Origin of the sequence: Lentibacillus halophilus (assembly GCF_039522485.1) — a bacterium.
GTDB lineage: Bacteria > Bacillota > Bacilli > Bacillales > Amphibacillaceae > Lentibacillus > Lentibacillus halophilus.
In genome coordinates this window covers 230,429-248,805 of sequence record NZ_BAAADM010000054.1, presented here as the reverse complement: position 1 = coordinate 248,805, position 18,377 = coordinate 230,429, and the positions used below count along the sequence as shown (strand labels likewise).

Annotated in this window: 21 protein-coding genes; 2 read left to right on the top strand and 19 right to left on the bottom strand. The window is 42.6% G+C overall.

Annotated elements, in window-relative coordinates:
* Positions 1–26: 26 nt before the first annotated feature.
* From resA to ABDZ72_RS10995, 7 genes are all read right to left on the bottom strand, one after another.
* Positions 27–602 carry a thiol-disulfide oxidoreductase ResA gene (resA, locus tag ABDZ72_RS11025; RefSeq protein WP_343753027.1) on the bottom strand — a complete coding sequence of 192 codons (576 nt, stop codon included), beginning with the start codon at positions 600–602 and terminating at the stop codon, positions 27–29.
* 52 nt (positions 603–654) lie between these two features.
* Positions 655–1,401: a pseudouridine synthase gene (locus ABDZ72_RS11020; RefSeq protein ID WP_343753731.1), complete on the bottom strand. Its 747-nt coding sequence runs from the start codon at positions 1,399–1,401 to the stop codon at positions 655–657.
* A gap of 74 nt (positions 1,402–1,475) precedes the next feature.
* Positions 1,476–2,006 (bottom strand): spore maturation protein, encoded by a 531-nt coding sequence (locus ABDZ72_RS11015; protein ID WP_343753025.1) that lies wholly within the window; start codon positions 2,004–2,006, stop codon positions 1,476–1,478.
* Between the two features lie 2 nt (positions 2,007–2,008).
* Positions 2,009–2,593, bottom strand: coding sequence for a nucleoside recognition domain-containing protein (locus ABDZ72_RS11010; protein ID WP_343753024.1), 585 nt, complete (start codon positions 2,591–2,593; stop codon positions 2,009–2,011).
* Positions 2,586–3,695: a D-alanyl-D-alanine carboxypeptidase family protein gene (locus ABDZ72_RS11005; protein WP_343753022.1), complete on the bottom strand. Its 1,110-nt coding sequence runs from the start codon at positions 3,693–3,695 to the stop codon at positions 2,586–2,588. Before ABDZ72_RS11005 ends, ABDZ72_RS11010 begins: the two co-directional genes overlap by 8 nt.
* Before the next feature lie 121 nt (positions 3,696–3,816).
* Positions 3,817–4,401 (bottom strand): SMC-Scp complex subunit ScpB, encoded by a 585-nt coding sequence (scpB, locus tag ABDZ72_RS11000; protein WP_343753020.1) that lies wholly within the window; start codon positions 4,399–4,401, stop codon positions 3,817–3,819.
* Positions 4,402–4,403: 2 nt separating this feature from the next.
* Positions 4,404–5,141, bottom strand: a complete 738-nt coding sequence (locus ABDZ72_RS10995) for a segregation/condensation protein A (RefSeq protein ID WP_343753018.1) — start codon at positions 5,139–5,141, stop codon at positions 4,404–4,406.
* 213 nt (positions 5,142–5,354) lie between these two features.
* Here ABDZ72_RS10995 and ABDZ72_RS10990 point away from each other — a divergent pair, with 213 nt between their 5' ends.
* Positions 5,355–5,438: a YjcZ family sporulation protein gene (locus ABDZ72_RS10990; protein ID WP_188632618.1), complete on the top strand. Its 84-nt coding sequence runs from the start codon at positions 5,355–5,357 to the stop codon at positions 5,436–5,438.
* A 68-nt stretch (positions 5,439–5,506) separates the two neighbouring features.
* Here the strand turns inward: ABDZ72_RS10990 and ABDZ72_RS10985 are convergent, their stop codons facing one another.
* The 5 genes from ABDZ72_RS10985 to ABDZ72_RS10965 form a co-directional block, all read right to left on the bottom strand.
* The gene (locus ABDZ72_RS10985; RefSeq protein ID WP_343753016.1) at positions 5,507–5,881 is read right to left on the bottom strand and encodes a GNAT family N-acetyltransferase; all 375 of its coding nucleotides are present in this window, start codon (positions 5,879–5,881) and stop codon (positions 5,507–5,509) included.
* 287 nt (positions 5,882–6,168) lie between these two features.
* On the bottom strand, positions 6,169–7,476 hold the full coding sequence (gene lysA, locus ABDZ72_RS10980; protein ID WP_343753014.1) for a diaminopimelate decarboxylase: 1,308 nt from the start codon (positions 7,474–7,476) through the stop codon (positions 6,169–6,171).
* 185 nt (positions 7,477–7,661) lie between these two features.
* Positions 7,662–9,143, bottom strand: a complete 1,482-nt coding sequence (locus tag ABDZ72_RS10975) for a spore germination protein (protein ID WP_343753012.1) — start codon at positions 9,141–9,143, stop codon at positions 7,662–7,664.
* 96 nt (positions 9,144–9,239) lie between these two features.
* Positions 9,240–9,668: a stage V sporulation protein AB gene (locus tag ABDZ72_RS10970; RefSeq protein WP_343753726.1), complete on the bottom strand. Its 429-nt coding sequence runs from the start codon at positions 9,666–9,668 to the stop codon at positions 9,240–9,242.
* Positions 9,646–10,263, bottom strand: a complete 618-nt coding sequence (locus ABDZ72_RS10965) for a stage V sporulation protein AA (RefSeq protein WP_343753010.1) — start codon at positions 10,261–10,263, stop codon at positions 9,646–9,648. Before ABDZ72_RS10965 ends, ABDZ72_RS10970 begins: the two co-directional genes overlap by 23 nt.
* 239 nt (positions 10,264–10,502) lie before the next feature.
* Between ABDZ72_RS10965 and spoIIP the strand changes: the two genes are divergently transcribed.
* Positions 10,503–11,633, top strand: a complete 1,131-nt coding sequence (gene spoIIP / locus ABDZ72_RS10960) for a stage II sporulation protein P (protein WP_343753008.1) — start codon at positions 10,503–10,505, stop codon at positions 11,631–11,633.
* Between the two features lie 81 nt (positions 11,634–11,714).
* Here the strand turns inward: spoIIP and sigF are convergent, their stop codons facing one another.
* From sigF to xerD, 7 genes are all read right to left on the bottom strand, one after another.
* The gene (gene sigF / locus ABDZ72_RS10955; protein WP_343753006.1) at positions 11,715–12,470 is read right to left on the bottom strand and encodes an RNA polymerase sporulation sigma factor SigF; all 756 of its coding nucleotides are present in this window, start codon (positions 12,468–12,470) and stop codon (positions 11,715–11,717) included.
* 8 nt (positions 12,471–12,478) lie between these two features.
* Positions 12,479–12,916 (bottom strand): anti-sigma F factor, encoded by a 438-nt coding sequence (gene spoIIAB / locus ABDZ72_RS10950; RefSeq protein ID WP_343753004.1) that lies wholly within the window; start codon positions 12,914–12,916, stop codon positions 12,479–12,481.
* Positions 12,913–13,266: an anti-sigma F factor antagonist gene (gene spoIIAA, locus ABDZ72_RS10945; protein ID WP_343753002.1), complete on the bottom strand. Its 354-nt coding sequence runs from the start codon at positions 13,264–13,266 to the stop codon at positions 12,913–12,915. Before spoIIAA ends, spoIIAB begins: the two co-directional genes overlap by 4 nt.
* A gap of 99 nt (positions 13,267–13,365) precedes the next feature.
* A complete protein-coding gene (locus ABDZ72_RS10940) occupies positions 13,366–14,547 on the bottom strand; it encodes a D-alanyl-D-alanine carboxypeptidase family protein (protein WP_343753000.1) in 1,182 nt (393 codons plus the stop codon).
* Positions 14,548–14,913: 366 nt separating this feature from the next.
* Positions 14,914–16,218: a pyrimidine-nucleoside phosphorylase gene (locus ABDZ72_RS10935; protein WP_343752998.1), complete on the bottom strand. Its 1,305-nt coding sequence runs from the start codon at positions 16,216–16,218 to the stop codon at positions 14,914–14,916.
* Positions 16,219–16,236: 18 nt separating this feature from the next.
* Positions 16,237–17,424 (bottom strand): phosphopentomutase, encoded by a 1,188-nt coding sequence (gene deoB, locus ABDZ72_RS10930; RefSeq protein WP_343752996.1) that lies wholly within the window; start codon positions 17,422–17,424, stop codon positions 16,237–16,239.
* 56 nt (positions 17,425–17,480) lie between these two features.
* Positions 17,481–18,374, bottom strand: a complete 894-nt coding sequence (gene xerD / locus ABDZ72_RS10925; protein ID WP_343752994.1) for a site-specific tyrosine recombinase XerD — start codon at positions 18,372–18,374, stop codon at positions 17,481–17,483.
* Positions 18,375–18,377: the final 3 nt, after the last annotated feature.

The following is an 18,377-nucleotide window of genomic DNA, read 5'->3' as shown; positions in this document are numbered from 1 at the left end:
GAATCCCTCACAATCCGTGCATTCAGTTACTTCTCAGGCTGTATTTGCTGCAAATACCCTTCTATCCTGTCGAGTGTCAGGCCGCCTTCCACAATTTCGACAATTTTACCGTCCGGATCAATGAAAAATGTAGTTGGAAGCGGTTCAACCTGATAGGCATTCCGTACTTCTTTATTGGAATCATGCGGGACCGGAAATGTCAAATCATACTCATTTATGAATTTATCGACAACAAATGTCGTCCTGTCCAAGTTGACAGCGATGATTTCAACACCTTTTTTCTTGTATTCCGGATAAAGCGACTCCATGTAAGGCATTTCTTTTTTACACGGCGGGCACCATGTACCCCAGAAATTCAGCATAACGCCTTTGCCTTCATAATCACTTAATCTGACAGTGTCAAGCTCATTATTTTTATTAATCTGTTCCAGTTTAAAATCAGGAGCCTGACTACCAACACTGACATCAGTCGTATCCTTGGTCAAATTCGACACGAGCGCGTAGATGACAGCAACGAGTAAAACGGCTAAGACAATGGACCTGAATATAAGCCGGTTTTTCTTTTTATTTTTTTTGGATGCTTTTCTTTTATCCGTATCCATAGTCATTCACTCCCGATCTTATTGTATCATGGAACGAAAGAAACGAATTTGTCTATTTTTTAACATTTTTATCGGATGCTAAATGACGCATTCTTTTAACCTCATGTGGGGTGAGCGGTCTGCTGTCTCCCGGCTGCATTCCTTGCAGATGAAGAATGCCGTATTGTTCCCTCTTCAATTTCAAAACCGGATAACCGATTTCATCCATCATACGCCGGATATGTCTATTTTTCCCTTCATGAAGTGTTATTTCCAGAATGGCCGTATTGTTTTTCTTATCCACTTCATACATTCGATACGTCACGGCTTTTAATAAATCACTGTCAGAGTGGATGCCTTTTTTCATTCGATACAGCTCTTTTTTGCTTGGAATTCCTTTGACTTTGGCCACATACACTTTGTCTATTTGATATTTCGGGTGCATGAGCTGATTGGCGAAATTTCCATCATTGGTCAAAAGAAGAATGCCTGACGTATCGTAATCAAGTCGGCCGATCGGATAAATCCGTTCCTTAACCTCACCAAGATAATCCGTTACAACGCTTCTGCCTTTATCATCGTTTAAGCTGGAAATGACACCTCTTGGTTTATAAAAAAGATAGTAAACCGGTTCTTCTTTTTCCAAACGAACGCCATTGACTTCCACGTTATCACGGGGGGACACCTTGGTTCCCAATTCCGTTATCACGTTGTCGTTGACTTTCACCTTGCCCGCAACAATCAGTTGTTCTGCTTTTCGTCGGGATGTCACCCCACTCTTTGCGATCACTTTTTGCAGTCGTTCATTCGTGTTCGTCATTATATCACCATTTTCCTTCATTGAGTCCAACCATAATAATAGCGTTAACTTAATGTTAACGCTAGTTGAAGAGATTATCCAAATAATAAGGTAACGACAACAATCGATGCTATAATACCAACCAAATCGGCAAGAAGTCCAACTTTTAATGCGTAATGCATTTTGCGAATTCCAACCGCCCCGAAGTAAACGGTTAGTATATATAACGTTGTATCCGTACTTCCCTGCATGGTTGAAGCAAGTCGGCCCACCAATGAATCAGGCCCATGTGTGCTGATTAATTCGGTCGTCATTCCCAGTGCTGCTGTTCCCGAAATAGGTCGGACCAGTGCCAGCGGAATAATGTCCGGTGGCACCCCTATTTTGACCAGAAACGGCGAAATAAGCTGAATAAAAGCTTCCAGAGCACCGGAGCTGCGTAAAATAGAAATAGCCACAATCATTCCAACTAAAAAGGGGAGTAATGAAAACGCCATCCGAACACCATCTTTTCCGCCTTCCACAAAGGTCTCATAGGCAGGCACTCGTTTCCATGTGGATACGATGAGGACAATGGCAATAAAGCATGGGATCAGCCATGTGCTGATGGTTGTGATAATTCCCATCGTTATTTCCTCCTGATGCTTCTATAATAAAACACACGATCAATCACTAAGGCACTGACAGTCGAAATAAACGTCGCAATGATGGTTGTACCAACAATTTCCGTGGGAGAGGCCGAACCATTTTGCATCCGTATGGAGATAACCATCGTTGGGATGATGGTCAGACTCGATGTATTTAATGCCAAAAACGTGATCATTGATCGTGAAGCCTCGTCCGAACCGCTCAATTTTTTCATTTCCTCCATCGCTTTAATGCCCATTGGTGTTGCAGCATTGCCCAATCCAAATAGATTAGCGGTAATATTGGACAAAATATAACCAATGGCCGGATGATCATTCGGTATATCAGGAAATATTCGAATAATCAATGGCCTGAATAGCTTGGAAAGGAACGCCAAAATCCCTGCTTCTTCTGCAACTTTCATGATCCCAAGCCAAAAAACCAATATACTGATCAATCCGATGGACAAGGTGACTGCCTCTTCGGCACTATCGAACAATGCTTCATTAACCTCGTCCATCGTTCCGTTAAACATGGCGTACACAATGCCAATAACCGCCATCAACGCCCATATGACATTAACCATAAGTATCGAGCCCCATCATTTGCTTGTAAACAGTTACAATCGTATTCACAAATGATGCTGGTTGTCTTCGTTCAGCATATATTGGCGTTTCTGCAATAGGTAGCGACCTTGCAAAAAAAATGGTCTTTCCGATGGTTTGCCCATTTGGATACTTGGATTCTTGACGAATAAACGATTGTTTGTCAATCGCATTCTGTTCCTTTTCACGAAGCGGAATGGTTATATTATGATGCAAATAGCCAACAATCTGATGGTCGGTATCCTTTATGTCGTAACGATTCTCACCCTTTTCGGCAATGGTCGTCATATCATAGGTTTCAAAACCCCACTCGAACAGCCCGATATGGTCTTGCCAATCATCCGGTGCATCGAGTGTGACAGCAATCAACTCCATGCCATCCTTTTCCGCAGCCGTCATCAATGTTCTACCGGCAGTACTTGTGTACCCGGTTTTCCCCCCCGTCGTGTGGCTATAAAGAGAGGTGACCAATTTATGTTTGTTGCGCCAGACATAATCTCCGTTTTCGGCTTTATAAACTTTTGTTCCGGCAACTTTCCTAAAAATGTCATTATCCATGGCATAGCTCATCAAAAGAGCCATATCATACGCGGTGGAGTAATGGTTGTCTGCATCAAGCCCATGTGGATTGTCAAAAACAGTGTTGGTCATTCCCAGCCATTCTGCTTTTTTATTCATTAAATAGACAAATCCTTCCACACTTCCGCCTATATGTTCACTTATCGCAACGGCAGCATCATTACCGGATCGAAGCATTAATCCATAAACAAGATCTTTTAGTTTTATGTTTTCTCCTTTTTCCAAGTAGATTGATGATCCAATGGCTTGCTCGGCCCGTTCGCTGATGGTTACTGTCTCATTCAGTTTACCCGATTCAACAGCAATGATGGCTGTCATGATTTTCGTAATGCTTGCTATGGGCCGTTGTTTATGTGCTTGCTTATTATACAAGACGCGCCCGGAGGACTGTTCCATCAGGACAGCATTGTTGGCTGACACTCCAGGCTTGGCTTGTCCGACTGACGGATGAATCAGACTTATCATAAAAAAACAAATAATCATTAATACGGCATAACCACGCATAAACTTTTCCTCCTGCCGATGTGTTGTCGTTACAGTTTATGCGTGCGGGGCAGACACATATGACTGAAATCGGCCAGGCTTGCTAATTATAAGAAAGAAAAAAGCGCTACATTTCATTCACTTATTCGCCAGCCGGTTCATGACCATTTGAAAAATATAGGTCGGCTTCTTGTTCGATCTCTTGTTCATTAATCGTTTCCGGAAGCGGTGGTAATTCTTCCAGAGACACTAAGCCGAAATACGTCAGAAAATCTTTTGTAGTTACAAATAGAATCGGACGCCCCGCTTCCTCTTTTCTACCGGATTCCTCAACCAATGACCGTGTTATCAATGTTTGTACAGGACGATCACTTTTAACCCCACGTATTTCCTCAATCTCCGTCCTTGTAATGGGCTGCAAATAAGCGATGATCGCTAATGTTTCCAGGGCAGCCTGAGATAACTTTGAGGATGATGACGTTTGCAGCAATTTCTTCACATATGAACTGTGTTCCGGTTTCGTCGTTAAATAATATACATGATGGGATTGCATAAGCAGTATACCGCGATTCGTATGCTCATAATCAGATTGCAATTCTTCCAGTACATGGCCCGTTTGCTCAATCGTCATATCCAATACTGCCGCTAGTTGTTTGCATGTCACACCTTCATCGCCCCCGGCAAACAACAATCCTTCTGTGATCGCTTTTAATTCGCTCATTTTCACCATTAGTCCCCCAAACTATAAAAAACATATAATTCTCCAAAAGACTCTTCTTGTCGGCATGTAATGTCATTGTTTTTCATCAGCTCGAGAATAGCCATGAATGTAACGACAATATAGGATCGTGACGGATACACAAACAGCTGAGTAAACGCTATTCCATTGTCATGATGTTTAACGGTTTCAAGCACTGCTGTCATACGTTCTTCCAAGGGAATCTCACCGGTCTTAACCCTCGTCTCCAAAGGTTCATTCCATCTGTGACGATCATTCATCCGTTTCAGTGCATGTATCATATCATAAATGGACAACGTCTTTTCCTGAACAGGTTCATATGGCTCGGTACCGGAAAGGACAGCGGGAGGCCGCATGAATGTTTGATTGGTGCCTTTTTCCATTTCTCCAAGCTGTTGTGCTGCTTGTTTATATGTGCGATACGTCACCAGACGCTGCACCAATTCTTCACGTGGATCCTCGCTATATTCTTCATCAGGGTCTTGCCATTCTTGTCTTGGCAGTAGCATATGGCTTTTCAATTCCAGAAGCGTCGCAGCCATGACAAGATATTCACTGGCCACATTAAGCTCCAACTGCTGCATGGTATGGATATACTCCATATACTGTTCCGTGATTTGCGCTACGGGAATATCATATATATCAATCTCGTATTGATGTATTAAGTGAAGCAATAGATCCAATGGACCTTCAAACGCATCTAATTTAACGTAATAAGATTGATTCACAGGTTACCCTCCTCCCTCTCACGGTTCGCTTTTCACATCGCCCGGATTGATTCCTATTGGATAACCATTCATTTATCGTCGTCGTTGTAAAAAATTAAGTGAATATGGCGGAATCGCCTATACACCAAGGACGTTCCCGTCATAGGTTATTAATGCAAGATAAATGGTATCAAAATCATTTATCCGGTCAAATTAAAAAGGAGGAATATCACTATGAGTTACAATTATGGTGGTGGATTTTCGCTTATCGTCGTATTGTTTATTCTCCTGATTATCGTTGGTGCTGCTTGGATGTAACAGTTCACAACTGTTATCATCGGCTTATGCACAGATAAAAAGCCAGCTTTCCGGAGCTGGCTTTTTGTTTAATCATCTTTTCCGTTTTGCTGATCGGTATCACTGCATTTATTGAAAAAGTGTTGCGTTACATCATCAGCACAGACTGCATATTTATCCCCATACATTTGACGGATTTCCTGCACCATTTGTTGGCCAACTCCTGAATCGCGGTGGGATGGATTCACAGAGATATGCTGTATAACAGCGTTTATACCATCTTCAATCCGGATACCGATGGTACCAATCACATCTTCTTCTTTCCAAAGAAAAAGATGCCAATCTTGATTGGCTTCATATTCCTTAATAGTCTGCTGCAATTTTTTCACGTCTTTTTCTTCAGGCATAAACGACAGCAAACCCATTGCAATCTTTTCGTGATTTTTTTTATAACGAATTAACATACTTATCCCTCATTATGAAATGACTTGAGCCAGACACAAGCGCAAACCACCCAATCGTATCCATTGTGCTCATGTACAGAATTCATGACAGAGCCAATTTTTCATTCATTCTATACAATGAACCTCCATTGTGTGAAATATTTTATCAATGTGCCGGATCGAACCAGCCTATATCACTCTTTTGACCATTGATTTTTCCCTTGTTAATGGTTATTGTACGCCGCATACTAACAGGTAGCAACCATACGTTTTATGCCCCATCGAGCTGTCTGGATAAAAGAATTCAGTCACTCATAGGATCTATCATTTTTAACGACATCTTCATATGTCTCTCTCCGAACTACCTCTTGAGATTTTCCGTTTTCCGCAAATACCACTGCAGGTTTGGCAAAACGATTATAATGATTAGCCATGGAATACCCATAGGCCCCTGTGGAAAACACAGCCAAAATATCGTTCGGTTCCACAGCAGGCAATGGCAAATTCCATATAAGTATATCTCCTGATTCACAGCACTTTCCAGCCACTGAAACAGTTTGAACGTTTGGCAGAGAGGCTTTATTGGCAAGCACGCCTTCGTAGGCGGCCTGATAAAGTGCGGGACGAAGATTATCCGTCATACCGCCATCAACAGATATATAATGACGGACGCCGGGAACAGTTTTCATGGCGCCGACTGTGTATAAGGTCAGCCCGGCATTGCCAGCAATGGCACGTCCTGGCTCAATCCATATCTCCGGCGTTGGGATTTCGATGGCGGCAGCATGTTGTTGTACCGCGGACACCAATTCTTTTACAAAGGCCGGATAAGACAACGGTTCGTCCTCAGCCGTATAACGGATGCCAAAACCACCTCCCAAATTGAGTACATCCGGAATAAAACCGTATTCCGTATGCCAGTAATCCAATTTTTGAAACAGCAATTGTGCTGCAAGTAGTGGTCCGTCTGATTCAAACAACTGTGATCCAATATGGGAATGCAGTCCTTTAACATGAATTCGGCTATTACGGCGCAAACGCAAAAATGCCTGATCAGCTTGTCCATTGCTCAAATTAAAGCCGAATTTGGAATCTTCATTTCCTGTCATAATATATTGATGCGTATTGGATTCAATTCCGGGTGTAACGCGCATTAACACATGGATCGTTTTATGTTTGTCATGAAGAATGCGCTCAATCAAATCAATTTCGTAAAAATTATCGACGACAATACAGCCGATGTCGTGATCAATAGCCATCGTCAATTCTTCCAGGCTTTTATTATTGCCGTGCAAATGGATTTTGTTGACGGGGACGTCTGCCTGAAGTGCCGTGTATAATTCCCCTTTTGACACCACATCCAGGCTCATTCCTTCCTGATTGACTACCTGCAGCATCGCAATAGCAGAAAAAGCCTTGCTTGCATAAGCAACTTGTGCCTGGACACCTAATTCCTTAAATGTCTGTATAAACTGGCGGCAATTATCCCTGATGATCGATACATCGTAAACATACAACGGTGTCCCATACGTTTCTGCCAGATTCACCAGGTCAACGCCGCCCGCCTCCAGATGTCCTGCTTCGTTTATTTTAAATGGATGATTATCCGTTATCATGCACTTTCCCCTTTTCCATTTTCAACACAGTGACATGTGCTGACTTCCTTATCTGCCATCCTTTGACATTTGTTTACATGGTATAACGTAAAAACACTCTACCATAGGAACAACAAAAATAAAAGGGGGGGATATACCAACACGCCTTGAGCGATATTTTTCTTTTGACTTAAGAAAACACATAATCATTTTTTGTGTCTCGGCTGCCGGTAATCGTTTCTCGGATGGACAATGCTTGGACGACGATTGGAATATGGCATAGGAACACGGAAAAGAATTTCAATCATCGCTCTTGGATTAAATGGCAACAGCGGCCACATATATGGCGTTCTGATTGATTTAATTTGGATAAGCCAAAGGATATAGAACGTTGTCCCAATGGTAAATCCAACCATTCCAAATAGACCGGTTAAAATAACTAATCCAAATCGTACCATTTTATTGGCCACTCCCAGTTCATAACTCGGCGTTACATAGATACCAACGGAACTTAGAGCTACATACAAAATAACTTCCGGACCGAACAGGCCGACATCAATGGCAATTTGACCGATCAGCACCGCTGCAATCAGCCCCATGGCAGTGGATAACGGCGTGGGCGTGTGAATCGCGGCCATCCGTAAAAATTCCAGACCGAGATCAGCAAGAACAATTTGCAACGCAATCGGAATCGTTCCTTCATCTTTTGGTCCAATAAACGAGAGTTCACCCGGAAGCAATGTTGGTTCCATGGCAAACAAAAGCCATAAAGGCAAGAGGAAGATAGAAACCATAATGGCGAGAAATCTTACCCATCGTATGAATGTTCCAATGGCAGGTGCTTCACGGTATTCCTCGGCATGCTGCACATGATGAAAAAATGTTGTCGGCAGAATCATCACACTTGGTGATGTGTCCGCAATGATAAGAACATGTCCTTCCATCAAGTGAGTCGATGCAACATCCGGTCTTTCCGTATACCTTACTAAAGGATAAGGTTTCCACTTCCGGTGAATGATGAATTCTTCCAGCGTTTTATCCGCCATCGGAATCCCATCCACTTCAATCTGATTAATCCTGTCTCTGATTTCGTTTATAAGTCCTTCGTTGGCGATATCCTTAATATAACATAGGCAAACATCCGTTTTGGATCGTTCCCCAACCTTTAACATTTCATGACGGAGCCTTGCATCACGAATCCGTCTTCTTGTTAATGCTGTATTCTCAATAATATTTTCCGTGAAACCATCCCGCGAACCTCGGACGACATGTTCTGTATCAGGTTCCTGTGGTGTCCGTCCGGGATAATTGCGCGTATCCGCAATAAATGCGTACTTAATGCCGTCGACAAATATAATAACCAAACCGGACAACATTTGATCAACGGCTTCATCAAGCGTTTCCGCTTTATTGAGTTGCATATAGACAATTCGGTTTTCAATAATTTCCGGAACTTTTTTCATATTGCTTTCTTTATCATTAATATCAACCAGTTGCCAAATAATGTCCTGTACGACCGTGCTGTCACAAAGACCGGTCAAATAATATAGATGAACGTTCCTCTTAAGAACGGTCAGCTTACGGAAACCGAGATCAAAAGAGGTGCCGATTCCGAGTTGATTTTTTAAGTAGTCATCATTTTGTTCAATCTTTGCATAAACAGGATTCTTTTTTTTATCTTGCGTCATATATAACACTCCACTCATTACAAACTGGTTCAGCATCCGCTGTATGACAAAGTCCCGCGCCATATAATGCAGAAGCGAAACGATGATAACGAACCGTCACTTGACAAAAATTATCCATTGAAAAAGAGATCCGGCCACTTTCCCGAATACAACGGCCATTAAAAGCCACATCAGTTTATCATTCATATGTATACGTTTGGACAAAATAGGAAATACATTTAACACTTCCGTCAATGCGGCTGCAAGCATACCGTTAAACACACCATGAAATAATCCCCATACGAGCAACAGTATCTCCGACTGATCCCACGTTATATCCGCAAATGACATATGAATACCCAATAGAGACCCACTGATAATGCTGGCAATATATCCTTTTATATAGGCGCTTGACTTACTCAGCTGAATCAGTCGAGGAATAACCCCCAACAGTGTCAAAAATGCAACAAACCCACCCCCCACAGCGATACCAGCAGCAAAACCAATCCATATTTCTAGCAGATTAATCCAAATGGTCACGATTATTCAGCTCATTTTCATGATGACTGAGATAGTGATCCAAATGTTGCTGGTAATTAAATACTTCCACGTCCAGAGGGCTTGGTTCGTCATTGAACCGCTTGTTGAACCAATGGTTGAAAAACAGAAGCATGCCTATACCCAATCCGATAGAATAGGGAATCTGAATCCATAACGGGTAGTTCTCTTTCTCACCCGTTAGCAAAAAATGCAATTTCTGTTGAACTTCCTGCATACTGACGTCGTAGTGAAAGTTCATAATGGTCATGGCGGTGCCAATGAAAAGAAGCAACCATACCATGGATACAAGCAGGATATTGGGTGGCTTTTTGTCAATTTTAATATGAATGATGGTTTGCGCTGGTCCGATCAGTTGAAATTCCGTGTCGTTATATCGCTCGTTCAATTGATCAATGACCAAAAAACTGTCAATAACAACCACATTCTGATTCTTTTTGGAAATAGTAAAAAGAGACGTTTCTTCCAATTCTCTTTTAAATCGGTATGTGGCTGATATAAATGCGACATCTTTAAGTTTGACGTTTTGCGACCCCTTCCATTCCACATTTTTTTTCATACGTACATAAACGATCGGTGCCATGTAAAAACCACTCTTTTCATCACGCATTCGTTCTCATAGTATTGGCCGGATACAGAAAAATTATCACAAAGAAATGCCATGCCATCCGTTTGATTTATGTTAACTAATAAAATGTATTTCATCGTTCTATTAGATATATCTTGTTCATATCTTTTTACTGAGATTATTAATAGAAATTGTGAAGACATACGTTTGAACAATCGAAAACAGTACATTTATTCTGGGAAGGTTGATATAAAATGAATCTGAAATGGAAATATCATATTCTTGGGTACCTGGCAGCCATGATCATTATATTTTTGCTTATATCATTTATATCTTTGTCAAAAAGTCAACAGCGTTTTTTCCACTTGCCCATCGTTAATGAGTTGACGGAATCGGTGCTTATTTCCGAATCGCTATTATTAATGATGAGCTCGGAAATTCCTCAACTGGAAAATAATTTGAAAGCCAATAATATTACGGCACCCGATCTCTCATCTTTATTGTTTGAGTTTTCATCCGGAATCACTCCACATAATTTTACAACGTTACTTGGTGTAACACTTCCCGGTATGAATGCTTTTTCAAATGGAATACAAACGGAAGGATCCGGCACAGCCATGGCTATCGAGTCACCGCCTCCCGATTTTGAGAAATTACTTGAGGACGAAACGAAACAGACCACCTCTGAGCAGGAAGAGGAAGATATACAATCCAAGGAAAATGCCAATGTATTCATTTATCACAGTCATGCCTGGGAAGCATTTTTGCCATTAATGGATGATAAAAATAAAAAGCCGAGTGAAGCGTCCAGTATAAAAGATGATGAAAATATTGTTCAGGTGGGATCCATGCTCACCAAACAATTGGAAAAACAGGGGGTTACCGCGGTCCATGATAAAACCAATGTTACGGCAAAACTTCATGAACGCGGATGGGATTTCAATGATTCCTATAAATTTTCCCGGCAAACCTTACAGGAAGTAACAGCTTCCAACCATTCCGTTGATTATTTTATTGACGTACACCGGGATGCCCAGCGTAAAGATGCAACGACAGTTACCATCAATGGGAAGTCGTATGCCAAGCTGTATTTTGTGGTAGGTACTGGTCATAAAGATTACGAACAAAATCTGGCATTTGCAAAAACAATGAGTCGCATGATTAATGAAAAATACCCTAATCTCAGTAAAGGCGTCTATCCAAAAAGTAAATCAGAAGGCAATGGTATCTATAACCAAGATGTCTCCAAGCGATCGATGCTCGTTGAGTTTGGCGGTGTTGACAATACCCGCAACGAACTGCGAAATGCATCGGCTGCACTTGCGGATGTGATTCAAGACCATCAAAAACGTCAAAACGCCGAAAAAGTAAGCAATCCTCAATAACTCTTTTGTATGTAACAGGCAAAACAGCATTAAACGGATCAAAAAAACTGTTCCAGCCTTTTGTAGGCGGAACAGTTTTCATCATCCATTTATATACGCCTTTATATCATCCAGAATTTTTTTCTCAAGTCTTGATACCTGAACCTGCGAAATCTCCAGGCGCTCCGCAACTTCTGCCTGTGTTCTGTCCTTATAATACCGGAGATACAGAATTAATCGTTCACGTTCGTCCAGAACTCTGATCCCTTCCTGTAATGTGAGTTTATCAAACCAGGACGTATCATCATCAGCAATTTGATCAAGTAGTGTAATCGGGTCACCATCATTTTCAAATACAGTCTCATGGATGGAATGCGGTGACTTGGACGCCTCTTCAGCATGAACGACGTCTTCTGTCGTAATACCCAGTGCTTCGGCAATTTCAAGCACCGATGGCGAACGGCCAAGTGTTTTTGTTAGCTCATCACGTTTTTTGCGTATGCGATTCCCGGTTTCCTTGAGGGAACGGCTTACTTTCACACTGCCGTCGTCCCTGATAAAGCGCTGTATCTCACCGATAATCATTGGTACAGCATATGTGGAGAACCGGACATCATAGGACAAATCAAACTTATCAATCGCCTTAATTAATCCAATGCTCCCGATTTGAAACAAATCATCCGGATCATATCCGCGATTGACGAATCGCTGCACAACTGACCAAACGAGCCGGACATTCTTTTCAACAAGGATGTCACGAGCGTCATTATCACCTTGCTGGCTTTTATAAATATACGCTTTCACCTGTTCATTCGTCAACGACTCCTGATTGTTTTCATGTTTAACGTTTACATCCATAGACATCCCTATTTAGAAACCGTTTTTTTTGATAATTGCTTTTTCATATGAACCGTTGTACCATTCTCAGGTAACGATATAATCTCCAGATTGTCCATGAAATTTTCGATGATGGTGAATCCCATTCCGGACCGTTCCCATTCAGGCTTTGAGGTATACAGCGGCTGCCGGGCTTCATCCACATTATTGATGCCCGTTCCTTCATCTTTTATCATTATTTCCACTGTATCGTCCAATAATGTACAGGTGATTGCCACAAAATAACCTGGCTCATTGCTATACCCGTGAATAATGGCATTGGTCACTGCTTCCGAGACAACGGTTTTAATTTCGGTCAGTTCATCCATTGTTGGATCCAGCTGCGCTACGAACGATCCCACGGTCACTCTGGCAAATGCTTCGTTCTCACTGACACTCGAAAATGTTACATGCATTTCATTTTTCATGAAGCCACCCCCAACGCGGATAATGCGAGTTCTTCGTTCTCCTCCAAGCGGACAATTTTAAAAATACCGCTCATTTCAAATAATCTGTTAACAGGTGCTGAAACGGAACAAACCACCATCTCTCCACCAATCTGGAGCATTTCCTTATATCTGCCAAGGACAACACCGAGCCCAGAACTATCCATGAATGATACATCTGCAAGATTCACAATGACATGTCTGATGTTGTTTTTGTTCATCATTTCCTTCCATTCCGTTCGCAGTGTTTCGGATTCATGATGGTCCAGTTCACCGGATAAGCGTACAATTAATACATCTTGTTTTACATCAAACGACGTAGTCAGACTCATTCCAGTTCCTCCTTATTTTTCGTTATAGTAGCTATTCAATTTGGTCAAAGGAAATTCCTGCCCCTTGACAAAAGAAGAAGAAATTCGCCTGAATACACGTTATCTCACCATATTTTGCACTGTCCGCTTCAATAGTGTTATATACGATGCCTTATCAACATCATCTGTAATCGTCAACGGTGTTGTGGATAAGGTTTTTCCATCATTCTTCACAACCAAACGGCCAACCTGATCCCCTTTCTGAAGTGGCAATGTCAAATCAGCATCCATCTCTGTTGACGTAGTCACATGTTTGTCGGCTTCCCCTTTTTCATGGATGGTGCTCACGGACTGAGAAACAGCAACATCAACCGTTTGCTGTTCCGATTTCAAAAAGTCAATCGTTGTTACCGTGTCTCCTTTATCATATAAGTTTTCAGTCTCATAATGATTGAAAGAGTAGTCCAACATCTTACTTATGGCAGCATTGCGTTTTTTCGTTGTTTCAGCCCCCATAACGACTGCAATCATGCGCATATCATTTTTTTCAGCAGTTGCTGTTAAACAATATTTTGCTTCATTGGTATAACCGGTTTTCAACCCGTCAACACCCGGATAAAATTTCACCAGTCTGTTAGTATTAACCAGCCAGAATTCATTTTCTTCGCCTTTTCGTAAATAGTCTTCATAAATAGATGTATAGTTTGTCACCGATTCATACGTCAGTAGTTCTTTGGAAATTAACGCCATGTCACGTGCTGTACTGTAATGATTGTCGGCAGGGAGACCCGTGGAATTTTGAAATTGTGTATTATTCAACCCTAATGTGTCGGCTTTTTGATTCATTTTCTTTACGAACGCTTTTTCGCTGCCTGCTATTCGTTCTGCCAACGCAACACTGGCATCATTTGCGGATGCAATGGCTATTCCTTTAAGAAGGTCATCAACACTCATTTCTTCACCTTTTTCAAGAAAAATCTGGGATCCTCCCATAGATGCAGCCCGTTCACTGACGCGTATAGTTTCATCCTTTTCGATTTCCCCATTGTCAAGGGCTTCCATAATTAATAAAAGGGTCATGATTTTAGTCATGCTTGCAGGAGCAAGTTCCTCATCAGTGTTTTTTTTATACAACACCTTGCCTGTATCCCGTTCCATCAAAATGGCCGATTTGGCGTCCGGCACCAAATTTAATTCTTGCTCACCCTCCCCATTCTGGTCATCGTCCTCAGCAAAAACAGAAGTGCCCGGCATTACAAAATTGAAAAACACAATACCGGTCAGTAAGACAAATGTTTTCATTTTCCACCCTCCAGTATGTAATATAATTATAGGATTGCCATTAGAGGAGGGGTTTATACCGTATCTGATGATGTTGATAATGAAACGGGGCTGGGACAAAAGACGTTTTGTCAAATAGAAATCCGAACTATGATTCGCGAAAAATCTGAATCAGTTCGGATTTTTTGTTTAGCGCAGGAAAAACACGAAGACTCCTGCGGGATGAAAAGCCTAGATAAGACCCCGCAGTGCGACAAGCACGAGGAGGCTTATCAGCGCCCGCGGAAAGCGCAGTGTTTTTCCGAAGCGATGGCCACGTCTTAAATATATCGTTTGTATTTAGAAGCGATTTGTTCAGCCTTGTCCCAGCCCTGTTTCGACAATGTTCTATTCAAATATAGTATTTTTAATAAGATCAGGGGGGTCAACCGCTTTATCAGACAGTTCAATGCTGTTATACAGCTTTTCTTTCACCGCTTCAACGGACGATTCATTGGCATGGATGGTCAAAAGCGACTCTCCTCTGCGTACAGGATCACCGACTTTTTTGTGCAGAATAATTCCGACGGCCAGGTCGATTTCTGAACCTTTCGTTGCTCTTCCGGCCCCAAGCATCATGGCTGCTGTACCGATCGTGTCGGCAGCAATTTTGGAAACGCTACCGGATTTACCGGCGGTCAGCTCCATTCGGTATGCTGCCTGTGGCAATAATTCGGGATGATCAATGACACGCGTATCACCACCCTGTGATTCCAAAAAAGTTTGGAACCGTTCGAGTGCTTTACCATTATACAGATTGGCAGCCAAACGTTTTTTCGCCTCATCAGCAGTATCGGCTATACCCGCTGAAACTGTCATGTGACTGCCTAGTTCCAGACATAGTCGCGTCAAATCATCGGGGCCACTGCCTTTCAGTGTGTCAATGGCTTCTTTTACCTCCAGTGCATTCCCAATGGTTTTTCCAAGCGGCTGAGTCATATCCGAAATAACCGCCATGGTGTTTTTGCCGACATGATTGCCAATGGAAACCATTGATTCGGCTAAATCTTTAGCATCGTGGTATTGTTTCATAAAAGCCCCGGCGCCTGTTTTAACATCCAACACAATGGCATCAGCTCCGGAAGCGATTTTCTTGCTCATGATGGAACTGGCAATGAGCGGCATAGAACTGACCGTTGCCGTTACATCCCGCAAACTGTACAATTTTTTGTCTGCCGGAGTAAGATTGCCTGTCTGCCCAACCACTGACACCTTGTTTTTATTAACCAAATCGATAAATTTGTCATTGGTTAACTCGACATGAAACCCTGGTATGGATTGCAGTTTATCAATCGTTCCACCGGTATGACCGAGTCCCCGGCCGCTCATTTTGGCGACTGGAACACCAAGAGATGCAACAAGCGGGGCGAGAATCAGTGTTGTTGTATCCCCAACCCCGCCTGTTGAATGTTTATCCACTTTTATACCGGAAATGGCCGAAAGATCGATCTGATCCCCCGAGGCGGCCATGGCAGTGGTTAATTCTGCACGCTCTGCTCTCGTCATACCCTGAAAGTAGACAGCCATTAACCAAGCGCTTACCTGATAGTCTGGAATATTCCCATGGGTATACCCTTGGATAAAAAACCGGATGTCATCCTTTGACAGTTCATAGCCATCACGTTTCTTTTCAATAAGCTCATACATTCTCATAGTTACCACCTAACTCTTTTACTCGGCTCTATGAAGGTCCTTTAAAAAACTTGTGCCATGTGTCGGCATTTGAATTTGGAAATTGTCAGCAATCGTTGCACCAATATCGGCAAATGTTTTCCGAATTGGCAGTTCCGATCCCGATTCCATGCCTGGGTAATAAACAAGCAACGGCACATATTCTCTCGTATGATCTGTGCCATGATGAACCGGATCATTGCCATGATCCGCCGTAATGACTAGTAGGTCGTCTTTGTCCAGTCTTTTCAAAACGTCCGGAAGTCTTTCGTCAAAGGATTCCAGAGCTTTTCCATAACCTTCAGGGTCACGACGATGCCCATATTTAGAGTCAAAATCCACCAGATTAAGAAAGTTTAACCCCGTAAACTCATCGGCCATGGAATCAATTAATTTCGTCATTCCGTCGTCATTATTTTCCGTGTGTATTGCTTCGGTTATGCCTTCACCGTCGTAAATATCCGAAATTTTTCCAAGTGCAATGACATCAAAATCAGCATCTTTTAAATCGTTCATGACAGTGCGGCCGAATGGCTTCAGTGCGTAATCATGGCGGTTTGATGTTCGTTCAAAGCTTCCTGGTTCGCCAATGAATGGCCGTGCAATGACTCGGCCGACCATATATTTTTCATCCAACGTCAACTCACGTGCGATGTTACAGATGGCGTACAATTCCTCCAGTGGAATCACTTCCTCATGGGCAGCTATCTGCAGAACCGAATCCGCCGATGTATAAACAATTATTGCTCCAGTATCCAACTGTTCCTGGCCCAATTCTTCAATAATAGCTGTACCTGAGGCCGGCTTGTTGCCGATCACCTTCCTCCCAGTTTTCATTTCCAATTCCGTGATCAACTCATCCGGGAATCCGTCCGGGAACGTTCGGAATGGCTGCCGAATATGTAACCCCATGATCTCCCAGTGCCCGGTCATTGTATCTTTGCCATTGGAAGCTTCTTGCATTTTGGTATAATGAGCCATTGGCGATGCTGCTTTTTCAATACCTGGAATCTCCCTGATATTGCTTAACCCCATCTTTGCCATATTCGGCATAGTAAGTCCGTTCATCCGTTCAGCAATGTGTCCGAGAGTGTCTGCTCCATCGTCGTTGAATTCCTTTGCATCCGGTGCTTCACCGATTCCGACTGAATCCATGACAATTAAAAAAACACGCTTAAAATGTTTCATACCTTTGGCCTCCTATCCTTGGTTTCTCCGCTTTTTTCTATCATCCTCATCGTTGGTTAAGCTCGTGGATGGTACTCCTGATAAATATCTTTTAATCGGGCTTTTGTGACATGCGTGTAAATTTGTGTTGTGGATATGTCCGCGTGTCCCAACATCTCCTGAACAGAACGTAAATCGGCACCATTTTCCAACAAATGGGTAGCAAACGAATGCCGTAATGTATGCGGGGTAATTTCCTTTTTAATTCCGGCACCGTGCACGACTTTTTTTAGAATTTTCCAGAAACCTTGCCGTGACAACGGACGTCCGTGCTGGTTAACAAATAATGCATGTTTATCCTGTTTCCGTTTCACCAGATGTGCGCGTGAAGACTGCAAATACGTTTCGATAGCATTTTTGGCCATATCACCGAGCGGGACAATGCGTTCTCTCGATCCCTTTCCATAGCAACGGACAAAACCCATGGTCAAGTGCAAATCGCTCACCTTTAGCGACACCAGCTCACTCACCCGAAGTCCTGTTGCATACAGCATTTCAAGCATCGCCTTGTTGCGAACTTCCAAGGGGGTATTCCCGCTGATGGCAAGCAACGCATCAACATCCTGATTGGACAGAACGGACGGCAATGTGCGCTCCTTTCGAGGAGTTTCAATATGTATGCTGGCATCGTGATCAGTCAACTGTTCCCTGATGAGGAACCGATGGAAGGAACGAATCGATGAGAGCGCCCGTGCAATGGTGGAGGATGATTTTCCGTCATCTTTCATCTTATATAAAAAGCCAGTAATGTCCGCCCGTCCAATATCATTCCATGCAGACTTGTGAGTCACCTTCTCTATATACAGCACATATTGGTTTAAATCCCGCTCGTATGATTTCAAGGTATTTTCCGAGACCCCGCGCTCTATTTGCAGGTAATGCATAAATTCATGAAAAGCGGGCTTGAGCATGAT

Coding starts and splice junctions, on each gene's coding strand:
- resA (WP_343753027.1), bottom strand. CDS start 602: ATGGATACGGATAAAAGAAAAGCATCCAAAAAAAATAAAAAGAAAAAC.
- ABDZ72_RS11020 (WP_343753731.1), bottom strand. CDS start 1,401: ATGACGAACACGAATGAACGACTGCAAAAAGTGATCGCAAAGAGTGGG.
- ABDZ72_RS11015 (WP_343753025.1), bottom strand. CDS start 2,006: ATGGGAATTATCACAACCATCAGCACATGGCTGATCCCATGCTTTATT.
- ABDZ72_RS11010 (WP_343753024.1), bottom strand. CDS start 2,593: ATGGTTAATGTCATATGGGCGTTGATGGCGGTTATTGGCATTGTGTAC.
- ABDZ72_RS11005 (WP_343753022.1), bottom strand. CDS start 3,695: ATGCGTGGTTATGCCGTATTAATGATTATTTGTTTTTTTATGATAAGT.
- ABDZ72_RS10990 (WP_188632618.1), top strand. CDS start 5,355: ATGAGTTACAATTATGGTGGTGGATTTTCGCTTATCGTCGTATTGTTT.
- ABDZ72_RS10985 (WP_343753016.1), bottom strand. CDS start 5,881: ATGTTAATTCGTTATAAAAAAAATCACGAAAAGATTGCAATGGGTTTG.
- lysA (WP_343753014.1), bottom strand. CDS start 7,476: ATGATAACGGATAATCATCCATTTAAAATAAACGAAGCAGGACATCTG.
- ABDZ72_RS10975 (WP_343753012.1), bottom strand. CDS start 9,143: ATGACGCAAGATAAAAAAAAGAATCCTGTTTATGCAAAGATTGAACAA.
- ABDZ72_RS10965 (WP_343753010.1), bottom strand. CDS start 10,263: ATGGCACCGATCGTTTATGTACGTATGAAAAAAAATGTGGAATGGAAG.
- spoIIP (WP_343753008.1), top strand. CDS start 10,503: ATGAATCTGAAATGGAAATATCATATTCTTGGGTACCTGGCAGCCATG.
- sigF (WP_343753006.1), bottom strand. CDS start 12,470: ATGGATGTAAACGTTAAACATGAAAACAATCAGGAGTCGTTGACGAAT.
- spoIIAB (WP_343753004.1), bottom strand. CDS start 12,916: ATGAAAAATGAAATGCATGTAACATTTTCGAGTGTCAGTGAGAACGAA.
- spoIIAA (WP_343753002.1), bottom strand. CDS start 13,266: ATGAGTCTGACTACGTCGTTTGATGTAAAACAAGATGTATTAATTGTA.
- ABDZ72_RS10940 (WP_343753000.1), bottom strand. CDS start 14,547: ATGAAAACATTTGTCTTACTGACCGGTATTGTGTTTTTCAATTTTGTA.
- ABDZ72_RS10935 (WP_343752998.1), bottom strand. CDS start 16,218: ATGAGAATGTATGAGCTTATTGAAAAGAAACGTGATGGCTATGAACTG.
- deoB (WP_343752996.1), bottom strand. CDS start 17,424: ATGAAACATTTTAAGCGTGTTTTTTTAATTGTCATGGATTCAGTCGGA.
- xerD (WP_343752994.1), bottom strand. CDS start 18,374: ATGCTCAAGCCCGCTTTTCATGAATTTATGCATTACCTGCAAATAGAG.